At 61.0% G+C, this 18,378-nt stretch carries 19 protein-coding genes and 1 other RNA gene; 11 read left to right on the top strand and 9 right to left on the bottom strand.

Annotated elements, in window-relative coordinates; genetic code table 11:
- Positions 1-5: 5 nt before the first annotated feature.
- The 5 genes from ACW9I6_RS02235 to ACW9I6_RS02215 are packed head-to-tail and all read right to left on the bottom strand — an operon-like array spanning position 6 to position 3,819.
- On the bottom strand, positions 6-350 hold the full coding sequence (locus ACW9I6_RS02235; protein WP_003216175.1) for a hypothetical protein: 345 nt from the start codon (positions 348-350) through the stop codon (positions 6-8).
- 23 nt (positions 351-373) lie between these two features.
- Positions 374-928, bottom strand: a complete 555-nt coding sequence (locus tag ACW9I6_RS02230; protein WP_008434246.1) for a PqiC family protein — start codon at positions 926-928, stop codon at positions 374-376.
- A gap of 17 nt (positions 929-945) precedes the next feature.
- Positions 946-2,601 (bottom strand): PqiB family protein, encoded by a 1,656-nt coding sequence (locus tag ACW9I6_RS02225; RefSeq protein WP_177020460.1) that lies wholly within the window; start codon positions 2,599-2,601, stop codon positions 946-948.
- Positions 2,582-3,226: a paraquat-inducible protein A gene (locus ACW9I6_RS02220; protein ID WP_003216181.1), complete on the bottom strand. Its 645-nt coding sequence runs from the start codon at positions 3,224-3,226 to the stop codon at positions 2,582-2,584. The genes ACW9I6_RS02225 and ACW9I6_RS02220 overlap by 20 nt, the downstream gene beginning before the upstream one ends.
- On the bottom strand, positions 3,223-3,819 hold the full coding sequence (locus ACW9I6_RS02215; RefSeq protein WP_008434242.1) for a paraquat-inducible protein A: 597 nt from the start codon (positions 3,817-3,819) through the stop codon (positions 3,223-3,225). Before ACW9I6_RS02215 ends, ACW9I6_RS02220 begins: the two co-directional genes overlap by 4 nt.
- A 179-nt stretch (positions 3,820-3,998) precedes the next feature.
- Between ACW9I6_RS02215 and ACW9I6_RS02210 the strand changes: the two genes are divergently transcribed.
- Together ACW9I6_RS02210 and ACW9I6_RS02205 are read left to right on the top strand one after the other, a co-directional pair.
- Positions 3,999-4,643 carry an MBL fold metallo-hydrolase gene (locus tag ACW9I6_RS02210; protein ID WP_003216184.1) on the top strand — a complete coding sequence of 215 codons (645 nt, stop codon included), beginning with the start codon at positions 3,999-4,001 and terminating at the stop codon, positions 4,641-4,643.
- Between the two features lie 218 nt (positions 4,644-4,861).
- Entirely contained in the window at positions 4,862-5,632 is a 771-nt protein-coding gene (locus ACW9I6_RS02205) for an OmpA family protein (protein WP_032899265.1), read from the top strand.
- A 67-nt stretch (positions 5,633-5,699) separates the two neighbouring features.
- Here ACW9I6_RS02205 and ACW9I6_RS02200 read toward each other — a convergent pair whose 3' ends face one another.
- From ACW9I6_RS02200 to ACW9I6_RS02185, 4 genes are all read right to left on the bottom strand, one after another.
- On the bottom strand, positions 5,700-6,281 hold the full coding sequence (locus ACW9I6_RS02200) for a BON domain-containing protein (protein WP_087692852.1): 582 nt from the start codon (positions 6,279-6,281) through the stop codon (positions 5,700-5,702).
- Positions 6,278-6,871: a phosphoheptose isomerase gene (locus ACW9I6_RS02195; RefSeq protein ID WP_003216190.1), complete on the bottom strand. Its 594-nt coding sequence runs from the start codon at positions 6,869-6,871 to the stop codon at positions 6,278-6,280. Before ACW9I6_RS02195 ends, ACW9I6_RS02200 begins: the two co-directional genes overlap by 4 nt.
- A 92-nt stretch (positions 6,872-6,963) precedes the next feature.
- The gene (locus ACW9I6_RS02190) at positions 6,964-7,335 is read right to left on the bottom strand and encodes a YraN family protein (RefSeq protein ID WP_003216193.1); all 372 of its coding nucleotides are present in this window, start codon (positions 7,333-7,335) and stop codon (positions 6,964-6,966) included.
- Positions 7,335-9,146 carry a penicillin-binding protein activator gene (locus ACW9I6_RS02185; RefSeq protein ID WP_307520973.1) on the bottom strand — a complete coding sequence of 604 codons (1,812 nt, stop codon included), beginning with the start codon at positions 9,144-9,146 and terminating at the stop codon, positions 7,335-7,337. The genes ACW9I6_RS02190 and ACW9I6_RS02185 overlap by 1 nt, the downstream gene beginning before the upstream one ends.
- Positions 9,147-9,322: 176 nt before the next feature.
- On the opposite strand from ACW9I6_RS02185, the gene rsmI reads away from it, so the two are divergent.
- From rsmI to mraY, 9 genes are all read left to right on the top strand, one after another.
- Positions 9,323-10,228, top strand: coding sequence for a 16S rRNA (cytidine(1402)-2'-O)-methyltransferase (rsmI, locus tag ACW9I6_RS02180; protein WP_161635740.1), 906 nt, complete (start codon positions 9,323-9,325; stop codon positions 10,226-10,228).
- Positions 10,229-10,323: 95 nt separating this feature from the next.
- Positions 10,324-10,677, top strand: an RNA gene (gene rnpB / locus ACW9I6_RS02175) — RNase P RNA component class A.
- A gap of 355 nt (positions 10,678-11,032) precedes the next feature.
- Positions 11,033-11,488, top strand: a complete 456-nt coding sequence (mraZ, locus tag ACW9I6_RS02170) for a division/cell wall cluster transcriptional repressor MraZ (protein WP_003171868.1) — start codon at positions 11,033-11,035, stop codon at positions 11,486-11,488.
- The gene (rsmH, locus tag ACW9I6_RS02165) at positions 11,485-12,432 is read left to right on the top strand and encodes a 16S rRNA (cytosine(1402)-N(4))-methyltransferase RsmH (protein WP_457338800.1); all 948 of its coding nucleotides are present in this window, start codon (positions 11,485-11,487) and stop codon (positions 12,430-12,432) included. Before mraZ ends, rsmH begins: the two co-directional genes overlap by 4 nt.
- Entirely contained in the window at positions 12,429-12,722 is a 294-nt protein-coding gene (gene ftsL, locus ACW9I6_RS02160) for a cell division protein FtsL (RefSeq protein WP_003216203.1), read from the top strand. Before rsmH ends, ftsL begins: the two co-directional genes overlap by 4 nt.
- On the top strand, positions 12,722-14,464 hold the full coding sequence (locus ACW9I6_RS02155; RefSeq protein ID WP_166742205.1) for a peptidoglycan D,D-transpeptidase FtsI family protein: 1,743 nt from the start codon (positions 12,722-12,724) through the stop codon (positions 14,462-14,464). The genes ftsL and ACW9I6_RS02155 overlap by 1 nt, the downstream gene beginning before the upstream one ends.
- Positions 14,464-15,927 (top strand): UDP-N-acetylmuramoyl-L-alanyl-D-glutamate--2,6-diaminopimelate ligase, encoded by a 1,464-nt coding sequence (locus ACW9I6_RS02150; RefSeq protein WP_003216207.1) that lies wholly within the window; start codon positions 14,464-14,466, stop codon positions 15,925-15,927. The genes ACW9I6_RS02155 and ACW9I6_RS02150 overlap by 1 nt, the downstream gene beginning before the upstream one ends.
- Positions 15,920-17,290 carry a UDP-N-acetylmuramoyl-tripeptide--D-alanyl-D-alanine ligase gene (locus ACW9I6_RS02145; RefSeq protein WP_457338799.1) on the top strand — a complete coding sequence of 457 codons (1,371 nt, stop codon included), beginning with the start codon at positions 15,920-15,922 and terminating at the stop codon, positions 17,288-17,290. Before ACW9I6_RS02150 ends, ACW9I6_RS02145 begins: the two co-directional genes overlap by 8 nt.
- On the top strand, positions 17,290-18,372 hold the full coding sequence (gene mraY / locus ACW9I6_RS02140) for a phospho-N-acetylmuramoyl-pentapeptide-transferase (RefSeq protein ID WP_008434230.1): 1,083 nt from the start codon (positions 17,290-17,292) through the stop codon (positions 18,370-18,372). Before ACW9I6_RS02145 ends, mraY begins: the two co-directional genes overlap by 1 nt.
- The last annotated feature ends 6 nt before the right edge of the window (positions 18,373-18,378 follow it).

The following is an 18,378-nucleotide window of genomic DNA, read 5'->3' as shown; positions in this document are numbered from 1 at the left end:
CTGGATCAATGGGATCGAAAGCCCCAGACGATTTCCACCACGCGGGCTGCCACCAGCACATAGATCAGGATAAGCAGCAGCTGAAGGACCAGGTGATAACGCAGCTTGGCGAGCCGGCGGATGCCATCGCTCACATTCAGCACCATCAGCAAGCTTGAGACCACGATCAAGCCCCACCCGGCCACGCTTGACGCCAGGATGCCGAGGAACAGCTCATGTTTCCCGGCCAGTGCGTTGGTGCCCGCAGCAAACAACAGCGCGCATACCAGCAGGTTCTTCACATTGTCGAAGACCTGGGTGCTGAAGTCATTCTCCAGCAGTTGCTGATACCACTTCCAGAATGTGCGCATGGCTCGATCCCCTGGATCAATGTTTACCGCACGGCGGGGCACTCACTCGATGACTTGTCGGCGGCCTGGCTGAGCAGCGCGGCAAACCGTTTGACGTTGTTTTGCTGCGCGATCACCAGGTCGTCAATGGTCGGGCCGGATGGCGACTGCACCACCGTGCGACACGTCAGCGGCGTGCGTTCGTCCGTGCCCGTCTGGCGAAGCCGCCATTTGACGTCGAGCAGGGCGTACTGCCCGGGGATCGAGTCAAAGCGCTGGACCTCAATGCGCACCGCCAGGTTTTTCCGGCTGCTGGCGAGTTGATCCACCAGCGCGCTGCGCAACTCATCCACCAGGCTGGCAGCCCACCATTGCGTCTCGAGAATGGCCACGCCGCTGTCACCCTGGCGGATGACAATCTGTGGCCGGTCGACCTGTGGCGGGACCGTGATGCTTTCAATCCGGATCTCGCCCCCCGCGGCCAATGACGCATTGCTGCGCTGCACCGGCGTCAGGGTATGAAATTGAATGGGCTCACTGCGGCACGCCGTCAGCAGCAGCAACCCGGTGAGCAGCGTGATCTTCAGCGGCAAAGCCATGGTGGTTGCTCCTGTGGTCATTTGCGCGGTGGCCCTTGCAGGTCGGAGGGCGCGGCGTTGTCGGGGCGACCGCGAATCAGCGATTCGGGATGGCGTGCCAGGTAGTCCGACAGCTCTCGCAGGGAGCGCGACATGCGGCTCAGTTCGTCCAGGGTCTGGGTCAACTGTTCCCGTTGCGGCGAATCCTCGGCCAGGGTCGAACTGGCGGATTGCAGGGTTTTACTCACGTCGGCCAGCGTGTTTTGCACCCCCGGCAGTGTCTTGGCGTTGAACTGGCCGAGACCCTTGCGCAGTTCCACCAGGCTGCCGTCGAGGTTGCCGGCAATTCGCTCGATCGGCAGCTGGTTGATCTTGTTGACGATGCCTTCGAGTTTTTCCTGCAGTTGTTCCAGGTTGCCGGGGATGGTCGGAATACTGACGGGGCGCAGGTTCGGGTCAAACACGACTTTGTCGGCCTTGGGGAAGAAGTCCAGGGCGATATACAGCTGGCCAGTGAGCAGGTTGCCGCTGCGGGCCTGGGCGCGCAGGCCGTGTTCGATGAAGCTGCCCATCAGGCGCACACCGCCGGCTTCGTCGTTGGGGTCATGCTTCAAGACCGTGAGCATTTTGGTGTTGGCTTCGCCGAGGCGCTGCGGGTAGATCACGATGCCGACGTTGACCGGGAAGCTGCGTTTTTTCTCGTCGAAATCCAGGTTGATCGACACCACTTTGCCGAATTCGATACCCAGGAACTCCACTGGCGCACCCACCGTAAGCCCGCGCAAGGCCTGGTCGAACCGCAGGTTCAGGTATTGCGCCTTGCCATTGGGCGGGGCCAGCGCGGTTTGCTGGTCGGCGAACAGTTCGTAGGAGTGTTCTTCGTCGGCCGGCTTGTCGTTGGGGCTGTAGGGCGGGGCGAGGAAGGCGATGCCGCCCACCAGCATGGACGACAAGGATTCGGTTTTCAGCGCAAACCCGTTGGCGCCGACACTCACATCAATCCCGCTGGCGTTCCAGAACCGGGTGTTCTCGGTGACGTAGGCGTCATTGGGTGCATGCACGAACACGTCGATGTTCACGCCCTTGCCGTCAGCGTCCAGGGCATAGGCCACCACCTGGCCAACGGGAATCTTGCGGTAGTACACGGGGGAGCCGATATCCAGCGAACCCAGATCCTGGGTGTGCAGCGTGAAGCGCTTGCCCGGTTCGCCATAGGTAATGGGCGGCGGGTTTTCCAGGCCGGTGAACCGGTTGGCGCGGGTATCGGACTGGCCGATATCGGCGCCGATGTAATCCCCGGAGAGCAGCGTGTCGATACCGGAAACGCCACCGGCGCCGATACGTGGGCGCACCACCCAGAACTGCGAGTCTTCACGGGTGAAGCTTTCAGCCTGTTTGGACAGTTTGATCGTGGCGTTGACGCTTTTCTGATCGTCGCTCAACTCCACGTCAGTCACCTGGCCGATCACCACGTTGCGGTATTTCACGTCGGTCTTGTTGGCGGTCAGGCCGCTGCCGGTCTTGAAGGTAATGGTAATGCTCGGCCCCTGCTGAAGGATGCTGTGCACCACCAGCGAAATGCCCACCAGCACCGCGACAATCGGCACGATCCACACCAGCGAGACGCTGAAGCGCCGCGTCTTGATCGCAGGCGAGCCCGCAGGCTGCGGTTTGTCAGTGGTTTGCGACGCCATCCGGCATCTCCTCGTTGTGTGGGTTTTCCCAGATCAGGCGCGGGTCGAAACTCATTGCCGAGAGCATGGTGAAAACCACCACCAGGCCAAAGAACAGAATGCCCAGGCGTGGCTCGATGGTGCCCAGGGCCTGGAACCGCACCAGGGCGGCCACCAAGGCCACCACGATCACATCCAGCATCGACCAGTAGCCAATCACTTCGACGAAGCGAAACAGCTTCGAGCGCTCCTTGCGCGCCCACTGGTTATTGCGCTGCACGGTGACCAGCAGCAACGTCAATGCGACGAACTTGATACCCGGCACCGCGATGCTGGCGATGAAAATGATCAGGGCGATGTCCCAGGCGCCGTGCTGCCAGAACTCCAGCACGCCGCTCATGATGGTGCTGTCGGCGCCCGAGCCGAGCATCGAGGTGTTCATCACCGGCAGTAAGTTGGCGGGCACGTAAAACGCCAGCGCCGTCAGCATATAGGCCCAGGTACGGGTCAGCGAATGGACCTTGCGCCGGTGCAGCGGCGCGCCGCAACGCTCGCATTCGTCGGGCGCGGTGCTGACGTCGCAAGCCTGGCCGCAGCTGTGGCACAGGCACAGGTTCAGCTCGCTGGCGGTCGGTGGACGGCTCATAAAATGTCCCACAGGTCGCGAATATCACGCCCGGCAATGCGGATCAGCAACAGGCTGAGGGCGGCCAGGGCAAACAGGCCGGTGCCGGGCAAAACATCCAGCATGCCGGCGAGTTTGAACACCGCCACCATGGCCCCCAGCAGGCAGACTTCGAGCATGCTCCAGGGCCGAAGCGCTTCGAGCCAGCGCATGCACAGCTTGAACGCCGGCGAGCGTTGGCCCTTCATCGCAAAGCCCAGCACCCAGATCAACAGCAGCAACTGGAACACCGGCGCGATGATGATGGAAATCGCCGCCACCAGCGCGATGAAGGTGATCGGGCCCTGGGCCAGTGCGACCACCGAATCCCATAACGTGGCGCTGCTTTTCAGGCCTTGCAGGCTGATGCTCATCACCGGGTAGAAGTTGGCGAAAATCCACAGCACGGTGGCGGTCAGGGTCAGGGCCAGGCGTTGTTCCACCGACAGCCCGTTATAACGCTGGAGTACGCCTGCGCAGCGGGTGCAAAGGGTCTTCTGATGTTTGGCGAGCGCGACTTTTTCGTACACGCAATCGCAGTGTTCGCAGATGATCAATGGGCTGAGGGTCGCCATAAGTCCCACTCCATGCGCTATACGTTGCGCGTTGTATGACTGGCGCCAGAGTAGCTTAGCAGTTGCCGGGTTTGACAGCCGTGCGCTCGCGAGCGCTTTCGGATCGGGTGCAGGGTCGAACATACTGTGCGCCAGAATGCAGTACAAAAGAGTGTGCCTTTGAATTTGCAGGAATACCCATGAATATTCAGTCTCCCGCGCTGATCCGCGAAACGTTCCCGGTAGGCCCGTTGCAGTGCAACTGCACGATCATCGGCGACCCCGTCACCAAAAAAGCCATCGTCGTCGACCCGGGCGGCAACCATGAGCTGATCCTGGCGCGCCTCGATGCGCTGGGCCTGAAAGTGGTCAGCATTATTCACACCCACGCCCATCTTGATCACTTCCTGGCCTCCGGGCAGTTGAAGGAAAAAACCGGCGCTACCCTGCACTTGCACAAGGAAGACCAGTTTCTGTGGGACAACCTGGAAATGCAGTGCCAGATGTTCCGCGTGCCTTACACGCCAGTGCCGTCGCCGGATCGTTGGCTGGAGGATGAAGAAGAGCTGGCCTGTGGTTGCGGGGTTGCCTTGCATACACCTGGACACACACCCGGCTCGATGAGTTTCTGGTTCGCCGATGCGAAGTTGCTGATTGCCGGCGACACCCTGTTTCGGCGGGGCGTGGGCCGTACGGATTTGTGGGGCGGTGACCAGGCGACCATCGTGCGCTCGATCAAGCAACGGCTCTACACCCTGGATGAGGCGGCGGTGGTGGTGACAGGGCACGGTCCGGATACGCGCCTGGGAGATGAAATGCGTGAGAATCCGTTTGTCCGCGCGTGAAGCAAAATGTGGGTAGTTTTTCGGATACCAAGTGGCAACTATCAGACGAAACATATAGAGAAAATGACAATTACCGTTCAGGAAGTCTCTGCTAGGGTTTGAGTGTGGCCGGGCTTGTGTGGAGATGGAATTTTTACCGTTTGTCGTGTTCCAAGCTCGGCACAGGTCCAATGCCAATGTCCTCTGCATCACCGAATGCAAAAGTAGGAGCTTCCTTCATGTTCACTTCTCGTCGTCTGCTTGTTGTTGCTACTGCCGTAGCCCTGTTGTCGGGCTGCGCTTCACCTAATCCTTATGACGGCAGCCAGGCACAGGGTGGTGGCTCTTCCGGAGTGAGCAACACCGCCAAGTATGGTGGCCTGGGCGCCCTGGCCGGTGCGTTGGCGGGTGCAGCCATCGACCACAACAACCGCGGCAAGGGTGCGCTGATCGGCGCTGCCGTCGCCGGTATCGGTGGTGCGGGCTACGGCTACTACGCCGACCAGCAGGAAAAGAAACTGCGCGCCAGCATGGCCAACACCGGTGTCGAAGTGCAGCGCCAGGGCGACCAGATCAAGCTGATCATGCCGGGTAACATCACCTTCGCCACCAACTCGGATGCGATCTCCAGCAGCTTCTACACGCCGCTGAACAACCTGGCGAACTCGCTGAAGCAGTTCAACCAGAACACCATCCAGATCGTTGGCTACACCGACAGCACCGGCAGCCGTCAGCTCAACATGGACCTGTCCCAGCGTCGTGCGCAGAGCGTGGCCAATTACCTGACCTCCCAAGGTGTCAGCCCGACCAACCTGAGTGCCCGCGGTGCCGGCCCGGATAACCCGATCGCCAGCAACGCCGATGTCAATGGCCGTGCCCAGAACCGTCGTGTGGAGGTCAACCTGGGCCCGATCCCTGGCCAGCAGTACGGTCAGCCGGCCGCCCAGCAGCAACAGGCGCCGCAGCAGAACAACCAGTTCCAGGGTAACCCGTATCAGCAGTACCAGTAACCTGTAGTCAACAAAAAGGGCGCCGTGCAATCCATGCACGGCGCCCTTTTTTGTGGCTGACGATAAATCAGTCGATGTATTCGAACAGCTTCACGATCTTCTGTACGCCGGACACACTTTGTACCAGGTTGGCGGCGCGGGTGGCTTCTGCCTGGGTCAGCAGGCCCATCATGTAGACGATGCCGTTGTCGGTGACGATCTTGATCCGAGAGCCGGGAATGGCGCTGTCGGTCAGCATCTGGGTCTTGATCTTGGTGGTCAGCAGGGCGTCGTTGCTGATTGCCAGCAGGGTGATCGGCTCCATCACCTGCAGTTCGTTGTGAACCTTCTTGACCCGCTGCACAGTGGCGGCAGCTTGTTCAGCCTGGGCCTTCAAGTCGGCGCGCGGGGTTTGGCCGGTGAGCAGCACCACGCCGTTGAAGCTGACGACCACGATGCGCGACGCGCCGTTGCCCAGGTCTGGAGCGGCCTTGGACACGTTGACGGAAACCTTGGTCTCGATCAGTGAGTCATCGATTTTGCTGCCGAAAGTGCGGGTGCCTTTATCGTCCTGGATGGGCGTGTCGCGGCTCGCTTCGATTACCGAGCTGCAGCCGCTGATGCCTAGGCACAGCGTGATTGCCAATAGGCTAAGGCGTTTAACGGTCATTCTTCACTCCCGAACAGTTGGCTGTCGATCAGATCGCACAGGCAGTGGATCGCCAGCAGGTGGACTTCCTGGATACGTGCGGTGACATTGGCCGGGACGCGGATTTCCACGTCTTCGGGCAACAGCAGCGAGGCCATGCCGCCGCCGTCACGTCCGGTCAATGCTACGACAATCATTTCACGATCATGTGCGGCCTGGATCGCTTGAATAATATTCGCCGAGTTACCGCTGGTGGAGATCGCCAGCAGTACGTCCCCCGGCTGGCCAAGGGCGCGGATCTGTTTGGAGAAGATTTCGTTGTAGCTGTAGTCGTTGGCGATCGAGGTGATCGTCGAGGTGTCGGTGGTCAGGGCGATGGCCGGCAGGCTCGGGCGCTCACGCTCGAAGCGGTTGAGCAGCTCGGAGGAGAAATGCTGGGCATCGCCGGCCGAACCGCCGTTGCCGCACGAAAGCATTTTGCCTTCGTTGAGCAAGGCGTTGACCATGACCTGACTGGCTTGCTCGATGTGCGGTGCAAGTACGTCCATCGCCTGTTGCTTGGTATCGATACTGGCCTGGAAAAGCTGGCGAATTCGGGATTGCATGTCCATCTGTGTGACCTTAAGTAGCGCGGCTGTTTGGCACAGGAATGTGCAGCCCGCAAAGCAAAGAGCAAAAGTGTGCGGTGTAGATGTCCGGCGAATCAGCTGTCAAAGGCATCTTGCAGCCAGTTCAGATCGGCTGTTCCCCGGGGAGTGCTTTCTATGGCAACCACATCGAAACGGCAGGGATGATCGGCCCAGCGACGCTCCTTGAGCAGGAAAAACTGCGCGGCGAGTATCAACTTCTGGCGCTTGCGCCCGTCGATACTGGCGAGCGCGCCACCCCATTGTGCGTGTTTTCTGTAGCGGACTTCGACAAATACTACTGTATCGCCGTCAAGCATGACCAGATCAAGCTCGCCGCGTTTGCATAACCAGTTCTGCGCCAGGAGGCGCAGACCTTGTCGTTGCAGGTACTCGAGAGCTTGAAGTTCGGCGTCCTTGCCGCTTTGTGCGCTTGACCGCTCGGGCATCAGCGCGGGGTATCAGGCAGGCGCTGGATCTCGCCACCGACGAACTTCGCCCATGGCATCTGGCGGTCGACACGCTGGCTGGCGCTGACGCCCAGGTTGCCCGACAGGCCGTCGACACGAGTGTCCGGCAGTGCCTTGAGCTGCCCCAGGCGCGGCGCCAGGCGGTAGGCATCCACACCCATCGCATAAAGACGGCCAAGGCTGCCGTTGGCTTGTGGCCATTGGGCAGCGACCTGGTTGCGCAGCGGGTCGGTGGTGTTCAGCAGCCAAGGGGTTTCGCAGAACATCACGTTGGTCATGTCCAGGTACTGGTTCTTGTCGCCACTGGCGCTGAACACGTGGGACGTCGCATACACCGGCACGTCGCCAGCGTATTGGAAGTTCAGGGTCGGCTTGATCTGCTGGGCCAGTTGCGGAGTCACGGCCAGGAAGATGAACTCGATGTCCTGGCGGCGCGAAGGCTGGGCGGAAACATCCGAACCTACCGTGCTTTGCAGGCTCTTGGCGCGGCCTTCGCTCTTGCGCAGCTGGAACAGGTCGGCAATCTGCTGGGCCAGGGCTACCGGCTGGTCAACGTACTCGACGCCCACCACGGTGCCGCCATTGGCTTCCCAATCCTGACGGAATGCCTTGTAGACGCGCTCGCCCCATTCGCCTTTCGGCACCATGGCGGCGGCGCGGTGCAGGCCATCGGCGCGAGCACGACGGGACACTTCACGGGCTTCGTCTTCAGCGGCCAGGCCAAACTGGAACAGTTGCGCCGGGTTCTGGTCGGCTTCGCTGTAGTTCAGGGCCAGGGTGGTGATCGGCAATTGCGGGCGTGCGCTGAGTTGCTTGACCAGCGGTTTCTCCAACGGGCCGACCACCAGTTGCACGCCGGCGGCCTGGGCCTTGGCGTAGAAGTCGTCGATGGAGGTCAGGCGCGAGCTGTCGTAGAACTCGATCACCGGCGGCTTCTGCCCGGCTTGTTCAGCCTGGTAGTGCGCGGCCATGAAGCCTTCGCGCAGCGCCTTGGCAACGCCGGCCAGCGGACCTTCCTGCGGCAGCAGCAGGGCGATCTTGTTCAGCGGCTGGCTGGCCAGTTCCTTGAGCTTGGTCAGCGGCTGCGGCAATTGCGAAGCTGCCGGGTGGCCAGGGTTCTGGGCGCGCCAGGTGTCGATGGCCGCCTGCTGTTGCTCCAGAGTGCCGGCGCCCTTGACTGCCTGGGCCAGGCTGATCCAGCCGTCCAGCGTCGGGTTGCCGCTGGCTTGCAGTTGATCGGCAGGCAAGGCGGCAATCAGTGCCCAGATGGCTTCGTGGTTGTTGTTGTAGGCATCGCCCGTCAGCAGCGGGGCCATGGCGACGCGCTCGCGGGCGGCGGCCAGGGTCTGGCCGTCGGCCTCATAGGCGCGGGCATGCACGGTGCCCGTGCGGATCTGCTGTTCAGGCGGCAGTTCCTTGAGGCTTTGCAGGCTCGGGTGATTCAAGGCCGTCAACGCTGCCTTGGGCTGGTTGCGGGCCATCGCCAGTTCAGCCGACAGGGTGCTGGCAAATACCTGCGCCGCCGGTTTCAGGACGTCCAGTGGCACCTGGGCAAGAATCTGCGCCGAGCGTCCCGGATTGTTTTGGTGGAACGCCAGGTCAGCCGCACTCAAGCGCAACAGCGCGGCTTTTTCCGGAGTCTTGGCCGAAGTCGCCTGTTCGAGCAGTTGCTCGATGCTGGCATCCGGAGTCCGGGGGAGGTCGCCAAGGCTGGACGAGGGCGAGCTGGCGCAAGCCGCCAACAGGGCAGCGAGGCAGAGGGCAGAGAACAGCCGCAGGCAAGCGATCATGTAAGTGTTCCTGATACCGATCAAATTAGCGTGGAATTGTACCCAAGCACTGGCCGGGGCGCGATGTTACTGGCGTGAAACCGTCTATTTAGGTCGTGTAAATGTTGCAGGAACCAATAGGCGGCTGAAATCGAACCCGCCCCGAGGGCATATATTCAAGGCGTCTACGCGCTACAATGTGGCTTTTGCCAACCATCGAGGTGTGCGTTTTGACTGCTCCAGGTCCTTTGAATTCCACTGCAGGCTCGCTTTTTGTCGTGGCGACGCCCATTGGCAACCTGGACGACATCAGTGCGCGTGCGCTGAAAGTGTTGCGCGACGTAAAACTGATCGCGGCTGAAGACACTCGGCACTCCCAGCGGTTGATGCAGCATTTCGGTATTCCGACCCCCTTGGCCGCCTGTCACGAACACAACGAACGTGAAGAAGGCAGTCGTTTTATCACTCGTTTGCTGGCGGGTGATGACGTGGCTTTGATCTCGGATGCGGGTACGCCGCTGATTTCCGACCCTGGCTATCATCTGGTTCGCCAGGCGCGGGCGGCTGGTATCAATGTAGTGCCTGTTCCGGGAGCGTGCGCGCTGATTGCTGCATTGTCTGCTGCCGGCTTGCCGTCGGACCGGTTTATCTTCGAAGGCTTCCTGCCCGCCAAGGCCGTCGGGCGCCGGGCGCGCCTGGAACTGGTAAAGGAAGAGCCACGCACGCTGATCTTCTACGAAGCCCCGCACCGCATCCTTGAGTGCCTGCAAGATATGGAGCTGGTGTTCGGCGGCGATCGCCTGGCACTGCTGGCGCGAGAAATCACCAAGACCTTCGAAACCCTCAAGGGCTTGCCGCTGCAGGAACTGCGCGAATTTGTCGAGGGCGACAGCAATCAGCAGCGCGGCGAGTGCGTGGTGCTGGTAGCCGGCTGGTCGGCGCCGGAAAGCGAAGATGCCGTGGGCAGCGAGGCAATGCGCATTCTTGACCTGCTGCTCAAGGAGATGCCATTGAAGCGCGCCGCTGCATTGGCCGCGGAAATAACCGGCGTACGCAAGAACGTCCTGTATCAAGTGGCGCTGGATAAACAAAAGGGCGAATAGTTCCGGGTTCTAACCTGCACTCCGTCTGAACATGATGGCATTAGTGTCTTTTAATACTTGTTCTAACGCCGCCGTGCCGTTAACCTGCGCGGCGGAGAGTCGATTGGGCAGTCGCTGCCTTCTATGAAAATTAGAGGGGGGAGGAAAGTCCGGGCTCCATAGGGCGAAGTGCCAGGTAATGCCTGGGAGGCGTGAGCCTACGGAAAGTGCCACAGAAAATAACCGCCTAAGTACTTCGGTACCGGTAAGGGTGAAAAGGTGCGGTAAGAGCGCACCGCACGACTGGCAACAGTTCGTGGCTAGGTAAACCCCACTTGGAGCAAGACCAAATAGGGTCCCAAGGCGTGGCCCGCGCTGGGACCGGGTAGGTTGCTAAAGATGTCCAGTGATGGCCATCGTAGACGAATGACTGTTCAAGACAGAACCCGGCTTACAGATCGACTCTCCACCTTTTTTCCTTCTGTCCGAATCTCGGGCAGGAACCTGGTAGTAACGCGAGAATCCCTCCCTGCTGAATCGTCAGCAGATGCGTCTTCGTAATACCGAAAAAATCTTACTCTTAATAAATTACTTTAACTTTAAGCCTTAGCTCTTTGAGCTATTTGGTGTTGTTGAGTCAAAATCGCCGTCAAACTCTCGTTTCTCCTCCCTTTACCTTCCTAAATCTCCGTTCTGTAAGGCTTTTCCTTGAATCCGCGCCTTGACGGTGTGGTGGGCGCATTCCTATAGTGTGCGCAAGTGGCGGAAAGTGGCACAAAGTGGGTTTTTTGAACGTAAAACGCTAAAATTTGGAGAAACGCATCTGTGTTTCGCGGAGCTAACGCTATCAGTCTCGATGCAAAAGGCCGTCTCGCCATGCCGAGCCGGTATCGTGACGAGCTCATTTCGCGAAGTTCCGGGCAATTAATCATCACCATCGATGCCGTTGATCCCTGTTTATGTGTGTACCCGCTCGATGAGTGGGAGCTGATTGAAACCAAGTTGCGTGCACTGCCTTCACTGCGTGAAGAGAACCGCCGCCTGCAACGCTTGCTGATTGGTAATGCCGTCGACCTCGAACTCGATGGCAGTGGTCGTTTCCTGGTTCCACCGCGTCTGCGCGAATACGCCAAATTGGACAAGCGCGCGATGCTGGTAGGCCAACTGAACAAGTTCCAATTGTGGGACGAAGATGCCTGGGATGCTGTTTCTGCAGCTGACCTGGCTGCTATTCAACAACCGGGCGCCATGCCTGATGAACTGCGTGATTTGATCCTGTGACTATTGATAGCGGCTTTAACCACATCACCGTACTGCTTGACGAAGCCGTTGAGGCTCTCGCCGTACGCGCGGATGGCTGCTATTTGGATGGCACCTTCGGCAGGGGCGGGCACAGTCGGCTGATCCTCAGCCAGCTGGGTCCGGACGGTAAGCTCCTCGGGTTCGACAAAGACCCTCAAGCGATTGCCACCGGGCAAGCGCTAGCGGCCGAAGACGGCCGCTTTGTCGTTGTGCAGCGCAGCTTTGCCGAGCTCGGTGCAGAAGTCGCCGAACGTGGCATGGCGGGCAAGGTGGCCGGGGTTCTGCTGGACCTGGGCGTGTCTTCCCCACAGCTGGACGACCCTGAGCGTGGCTTCAGTTTCATGAACGACGGCCCGCTGGACATGCGCATGGACCCAAGCCGTGGCATCAGCGCCGCGCAGTTCATCGCTACCGCTCCCCACGAAGAAATCACCCGCGTGTTCAAGGAATACGGCGAAGAGCGCTTCGCTGGCCGCATGGCGCGTGCCGTGGTCGAACGCCGGGAAATCCAGCCGTTCGAGCGCACGGCCGACCTGGCTGAGGTGCTGAAAGTCGCCAACCCTGCATGGGAAAAGGGCAAGAACCCGGCAACCCGTGCGTTCCAGGGCCTGCGTATTCACGTCAACAACGAATTGGGCGACCTGGAAGCCGGCCTCGAAGCCGCCCTGGAAGCTCTGGAAGTGGGCGGTCGCCTGGTGGTGATCAGCTTCCACTCCCTGGAAGACCGCATCGTCAAATTGTTCATGCGTCGCCTGGTCAAGGGCGAGTCCGACAACCTGCCGCGCAACCTGCCGGTGCGTTACGAAGCTTTTTTGCCGAAAATCAAAATCCATGGCAAAGCGCAGTTCGCTTCCGAAGCCGAACTCAAGGCCAACCCACGTGCCCGTAGCGCTGTCATGCGCGTTGCGGAGAAGTTGCGGTGAGCAAGCTTTTCGCCAAGCCCCTCCCGGGCGGCAGCTTCTTTATGTTGCTGCTATTTGTTGGCGTGCTGGTGTCCGCGATTGCGGTGTCCTACAGCGCCCACTACAACCGTCAACTGCTCAATACCCTGTACGGGGAATTGAGCGTGCGCGACAAGGCGCAGGCGGAGTGGGGCCGGTTGATCCTCGAGCAAAGTACCTGGACGGCCCACAGCCGCATCGAAGTGCTGGCCACTGAACAACTTAAGATGCACATCCCGGGCGCTGCAGAAGTTCGCATGGTGGCGCCATGATGAAACTCGAGGGCGCACTCTACCCGTGGCGTTTCCGCGTAGTGCTGGGGTTGCTGGCACTGATGGTGGGCGCGATTGCCTGGCGGATTATCGACCTGCAAGTGGTGGACCGTGACTTCCTGATCGGCCAGGGCGATGCCCGTAGCCTGCGGCATATCCCGATTCCTGCACACCGCGGCCTGATCACCGACCGTAACGGCGAGCCCCTGGCCGTCAGTACCCCGGTGACCACCCTGTGGGCCAACGCCAAGGAAATGCAGACCGCCAAGGACAAATGGCCGGAACTGGCTGCCGCCCTGGGCCAGGACCCGAAAGCCCTGAGCGAACGCCTCGAAGCCCAGGCCAATAAAGAATTCATCTACCTGGTTCGCGGGCTCACCCCCGAACAAGGCCAGCAAGTACTCGACCTTAAAGTCCCCGGTGTCTACGGCATCGAGGAATTTCGGCGTTTCTACCCGGCCGGCGAAACCACCGCCCATATGGTGGGTTTCACCGACATTGATGATCACGGTCGCGAAGGCGTGGAACTCGCCTACGACGAATGGCTGGCCGGGGTTCCCGGCAAACGACAGGTCATCAAGGATCGGCGCGGCAGACTGATCAAGGATGTCCAGGTCACCAAAAACGCCAAGGCCGGTAAGCCCTTGGCGTTGTCGATTGACCTGCGCCTGCAATACCTGGCCAACCGTGAGCTGCGTAACGCGATCATCGAGAACGGTGCGAAAGCCGGCAGCCTGGTGATCATGGACGTGAAGACCGGCGAGATTCTCGCCATGGTTAACCAGCCGACCTACAACCCCAACAACCGTCGCAACCTGCAACCGGCGATGATGCGCAACCGCGCCATGATCGACGTGTTCGAGCCGGGTTCGACCATGAAAGCCATTTCCATGAGTGCCGCCCTGGAAACCGGGCGCTGGAAACCGGCCGACAAGGTCGAGGTTTACCCGGGCACATTGCAGCTGGGCAAATACACCATTCGTGACGTGTCGCGCACCGAAGGTCCGGTGCTGGATTTGACAGGTATCCTGATCAACTCCAGTAACGTGGGCATGAGTAAAGTCGCCTTCGATATCGGCGGCGAAGCCATCTACCACCTCGCGCAGAAAGTCGGCCTGGGGCAACCCACCGGCCTGGACTTCCCGGGCGAACGTGTGGGCAACCTGCCGAACTACCGTGACTGGAAAAAAGCCGAGACCGCCACGCTTTCCTACGGTTATGGCCTGTCGGTAACAGCCATCCAACTGGCCCACGCCTTCTCGGTGCTGGCCAACAACGGCCGCATGGTGCCGCTGAGCCTGATCCACCTGGACGAGGCGCCGCCTGCGACCCAGGTGATCCCGGAAAACGTCGCGAAGACCATGCAAGGCATGCTGCAACAAGTGATCGAAGCACCGCGTGGCGTGTTCCGTGCCCAGGTGCCGGCGTATCACGTGGCAGGCAAGTCCGGTACCGCGCGTAAAACCGCCGTGGGTACCAAGGGCTACGCCGAAAACTCCTACCGCTCGCTGTTCGCAGGCTTCGGCCCGATGAGCGATCCGCGCTACGCCATCGTCGTGGTGATCGATGAGCCGAGCAAAGCCGGTTACTTCGGTGGCCTGGTATCGGCGCCGGTGTTCAGCAAGGTGATGTCCGGGACGTTGCGCCTGATGAACATCACGCCGGACAACCTGCCGGCTACCCAACAAGCGAACGCCGGCCCGCCGGCCGCTGCTGTAAAAGCCAATGGAGGGCGCGGCTGATGTCTCTGAGCCTGAACAAGATTTTTGCCCACGCCGGCCGCGATCTGCTGATTCGCGAGTTGACCCTGGACAGCCGTAATGTGCGTGCCGGCGACCTGTTCCTGGCAGTGCCGGGTGGCAAGTTCGACGGCCGTGACCATATCGCCGACGCGCTGCAACGCGGCGCTGCGGCAGTGGCCTATGAAGTGGAAGGCGCCACCGTGCTGCCGATCACCGACGTGCCTTTGATTCCGGTCAAGGGCCTGGCTGCGCAATTGTCGGACATCGCCGGGCGCTTTTATGGCGACCCGAGCCGCACCCTGAACCTGGTGGGCGTGACCGGTACCAACGGCAAGACCAGCGTGACCCAACTGGTCGCCCAGGCGCTTGACCTGCTGGGTCAGCATTGCGGCATCGTGGGCACCCTGGGCACCGGTTTCTACGGAGCGCTGCAAAGCGGGCTGCACACCACGCCTAACCCGATTGCCGTGCAAGCGACCCTGGCCGACCTGAAAAAGGCCGGTGCCAAGGCGGTTGCCATGGAAGTCTCGTCCCACGGTCTGGACCAGGGCCGCGTGACTGCCCTGGCGTTCGACGTGGCGGTGATGACCAACCTGTCCCGCGATCACCTGGATTACCACGGGACCATGGAGGCCTACGCCGCCACCAAGGCTCGGCTGTTTGCCTGGAATGACCTGAAGTGCCGGGTGGTCAACCTGGACGACGAATTCGGTCGCCAACTGGCCGCCGCCCAAGGCGACGGCCGCCTGATCAGCTACAGCCTGGAAGACTCCAGCGCCTACCTGTATTGCCGTGAAGCCACCTTTGATGACGAAGGCGTGCGCGCCACGCTGGTTACGCCACAGGGCGAGCACCATTTGCGCAGCACCTTGCTCGGGCGTTTCAACCTGAGCAACGTATTGGCCGCCGTCGGTGCCTTGCTTGGCCTGGATTACGCCCTCGACGAAATCCTGCGGGTGTTGCCGAAGCTGGAAGGCCCGGCCGGTCGCATGCAGCGCCTCGGCGGCGGCACCCAGCCGCTGGTGGTGGTCGATTACGCCCACACGCCGGACGCCCTGGAAAAAATCCTGCAGGCCCTGCGCCCCCACGCCAAGGGTAAATTGCTGTGCCTGTTCGGCTGTGGCGGTGACCGCGATCGCGGCAAGCGCCCGCTGATGGCGGAAATCGTCGAGCGCCTGGCCGACGGTGTGCTCGTCACTGACGACAACCCGCGCAGCGAAGACCCAAGCCAGATTTTCGATGACATTCGTGTCGGCTTTAAAGATGCGTCCAAGGCGACGTTCGTCGCCGGTCGCGGTGCAGCCATCGCCCAATTGATCGCCGGCGCAAGTGCTGACGACGTGGTGGTGCTGGCCGGTAAAGGTCACGAGGACTATCAGGAAATCAACGGCGAACGCCACGCCTTCTCCGATCTGGTCGAGGCTGATCACGCCCTGACCGCGTGGGAGGTGGCCCATGCTTAAGCCGCTTAAATTCAGCGAACTGACCCAGGCTTTGTCGGCCCGCGTGCTGTCGGCTGATTGCAGCTTTGATGGCGTCAGCATCGACAGCCGGACGATCAAGCCCGGGCAACTGTTTGTCGCCTTGGCCGGCCCGAGCTTCGATGGCCATGACTACCTGAATGACGTCGCTGCCAAAGGCGCTGTCGGCGCTCTGGTGCAGCGCGAAGTCGCTGACTCGACGCTGCCACAATTGCTGGTCGCCGACACCCGCCTGGCCCTCGGCCAACTGGGGGCGCTGAACCGTGCCGCCTTCACCAAGCCTGTTGCGGCGATCACCGGTTCCAGCGGCAAGACCACGGTCAAGGAACTGCTGGCCGGCATCCTGCGCACGCGCGGCCCGGTCCTGGCGACCCGTGGCAACCTGAACAATGACTTCGGCGCTCCGCTGACCCTGCTCGAACTGGCCCCGGAACACACGGCGGCCGTCATTGAGCTGGGTGCTTCGCGCATCGGCGAAATCGCCTACACCGTGGCCATGACCAAGCCTCATGTCGCGGTGATCAGCAACGCCGGTACAGCCCACGTCGGCGAGTTTGGCGGCCCTGAAAAGATCGTCGAAGCCAAGGGCGAAATCATCGAAGGCCTCGACGCATCCGGCACTGCCGTGCTGAACCTCGATGACAAGGCCTTCGAAACCTGGCGTGTACGTGCCGCCGGTCGCAAGGTGCTGAGCTTCGCGGTGCACAACGCCGCTGCCGATTTCCATGCCTCGAATATCAAGGCCGACGCTCGTGGCTGCCCGTCCTTCACCCTGCATACCCCGCAAGGTGACGAGCACGTACAACTGAACCTGCTGGGCAACCACAACGTCGCCAATGCCCTGGCTGCCGCCGCCGCCGCCCACGTGCTGGGCGTGTCGTTGTTTGGCATCGCCACCGGCCTTGGCGCCGTGCAACCGGTCAAGGGCCGCACCGTCGCGCAACTGGCCAGCAACGGCATGCGCGTGATTGATGACACCTACAACGCCAACCAGTCCTCGATCTGTGCCGCCATCGACCTGCTGACCAGCTTCGACGGTCGCAAGGTGCTGGTGCTGGGGGATATCGCCGAGCTGGGCGAGTGGGCCGAACAGTCTCACCGTGAAGTCGGCGCGTACGCGGCCGGCAAGGTCGATGCCCTGTACGCCGTTGGCCTGAACATGCTTCACGCCGTGGACACCTTCGGGCCGGGCGCCAGGCATTTCGCCAGCCAGGCCGAACTGATCCAGGCACTGAGTGCGGCTGAACAAGACAAACACACCACTATTTTGATCAAGGGATCGCGCAGCGCGGTGATGGAAAACGTCGTCGCGGCCTTGTGTGGCTCAAGTACGGAGAAACATTAATGCTGCTGCTGCTGGCTGAGTATCTGCAACAGTTCCACAAAGGCTTCGCGGTCTTTCAGTACCTGACCCTGCGCGGGATTCTGGGTGTGCTGACCGCGCTGTCGTTGTCGCTGTTCCTCGGGCCATGGATGATCCGTACCCTGCAAAACCTGCAGATTGGCCAGTCGGTACGCAACGACGGCCCGCAGTCGCACCTTTCCAAATCCGGCACCCCGACCATGGGCGGTGCGTTGATCCTGTCGTCCATCGGCATCAGTACGCTGCTGTGGGCTGACCTGCATAACCGTTATGTCTGGACCGTGCTGCTGGTGACCCTGCTGTTCGGCGCCATCGGTTGGGTAGATGACTACCGCAAGGTGATCGAGAAGAACTCCAAGGGGCTGCCTAGCCGCTGGAAGTATTTCTGGCAGTCGGTGTTCGGCCTCGGCGCGGCGATCTTCCTGTTCATGACTGCGCCAAGCGCGGTGGAAACCACCCTGATCATCCCGATGCTCAAGGACGCCAGCATTCCACTGGGCGTCGGCTTCGTGGTGCTGACCTACTTCGTGATCGTCGGCTCCAGCAACGCGGTCAACCTGACGGACGGCCTCGACGGCCTGGCGATCATGCCGACGGTGATGGTGGGCGGCGCCCTCGGCATCTTCTGCTATCTGTCGGGTAACGTGAAATTCGCTGAATACCTGCTGATCCCGTATGTACCGGGCGCAGGCGAACTGATTGTGTTCTGCGGCGCGTTGATCGGTGCGGGCCTGGGCTTCCTGTGGTTCAACACCTACCCCGCACAAGTCTTCATGGGCGACGTCGGCGCACTGGCGCTGGGCGCGGCCCTGGGCACCATCGCGGTGATCGTCCGCCAGGAAATCGTCCTGTTCATCATGGGCGGTGTGTTCGTGATGGAAACCCTGTCGGTGGTGATCCAGGTTGCCTCCTTCAAATTGACCGGGCGCCGCGTATTCCGCATGGCACCGATTCACCACCACTTTGAACTCAAGGGCTGGCCTGAGCCGCGGGTGATTGTCCGTTTCTGGATTATCACCGTGATTCTGGTTCTGTTCGGCCTTGCCACCCTGAAACTGAGGTAGAAACGA

Source organism: Pseudomonas sp. SDO5522_S412 (genome assembly GCF_054071215.1).
The sequence above is the reverse complement of the archived record's forward strand: the minus strand, read 5'-3'. Positions and strand labels throughout refer to the sequence as shown.

Coding starts and splice junctions, on each gene's coding strand:
- ACW9I6_RS02230 (WP_008434246.1), bottom strand. CDS start 928: ATGGCTTTGCCGCTGAAGATCACGCTGCTCACCGGGTTGCTGCTGCTG.
- ACW9I6_RS02150 (WP_003216207.1), top strand. CDS start 14,464: ATGTCTCTGAGCCTGAACAAGATTTTTGCCCACGCCGGCCGCGATCTG.
- ACW9I6_RS02220 (WP_003216181.1), bottom strand. CDS start 3,226: ATGAGCCGTCCACCGACCGCCAGCGAGCTGAACCTGTGCCTGTGCCAC.
- ACW9I6_RS02215 (WP_008434242.1), bottom strand. CDS start 3,819: ATGGCGACCCTCAGCCCATTGATCATCTGCGAACACTGCGATTGCGTG.
- ACW9I6_RS02200 (WP_087692852.1), bottom strand. CDS start 6,281: ATGACCGTTAAACGCCTTAGCCTATTGGCAATCACGCTGTGCCTAGGC.
- ACW9I6_RS02225 (WP_177020460.1), bottom strand. CDS start 2,601: ATGGCGTCGCAAACCACTGACAAACCGCAGCCTGCGGGCTCGCCTGCG.
- rsmI (WP_161635740.1), top strand. CDS start 9,323: ATGTGGCTTTTGCCAACCATCGAGGTGTGCGTTTTGACTGCTCCAGGT.
- ACW9I6_RS02185 (WP_307520973.1), bottom strand. CDS start 9,146: ATGATCGCTTGCCTGCGGCTGTTCTCTGCCCTCTGCCTCGCTGCCCTG.
- ACW9I6_RS02145 (WP_457338799.1), top strand. CDS start 15,920: ATGCTTAAGCCGCTTAAATTCAGCGAACTGACCCAGGCTTTGTCGGCC.
- ACW9I6_RS02210 (WP_003216184.1), top strand. CDS start 3,999: ATGAATATTCAGTCTCCCGCGCTGATCCGCGAAACGTTCCCGGTAGGC.
- ACW9I6_RS02190 (WP_003216193.1), bottom strand. CDS start 7,335: ATGCCCGAGCGGTCAAGCGCACAAAGCGGCAAGGACGCCGAACTTCAA.
- ACW9I6_RS02155 (WP_166742205.1), top strand. CDS start 12,722: ATGAAACTCGAGGGCGCACTCTACCCGTGGCGTTTCCGCGTAGTGCTG.
- ACW9I6_RS02205 (WP_032899265.1), top strand. CDS start 4,862: ATGTTCACTTCTCGTCGTCTGCTTGTTGTTGCTACTGCCGTAGCCCTG.
- ACW9I6_RS02235 (WP_003216175.1), bottom strand. CDS start 350: ATGCGCACATTCTGGAAGTGGTATCAGCAACTGCTGGAGAATGACTTC.
- ACW9I6_RS02195 (WP_003216190.1), bottom strand. CDS start 6,871: ATGGACATGCAATCCCGAATTCGCCAGCTTTTCCAGGCCAGTATCGAT.
- mraY (WP_008434230.1), top strand. CDS start 17,290: ATGCTGCTGCTGCTGGCTGAGTATCTGCAACAGTTCCACAAAGGCTTC.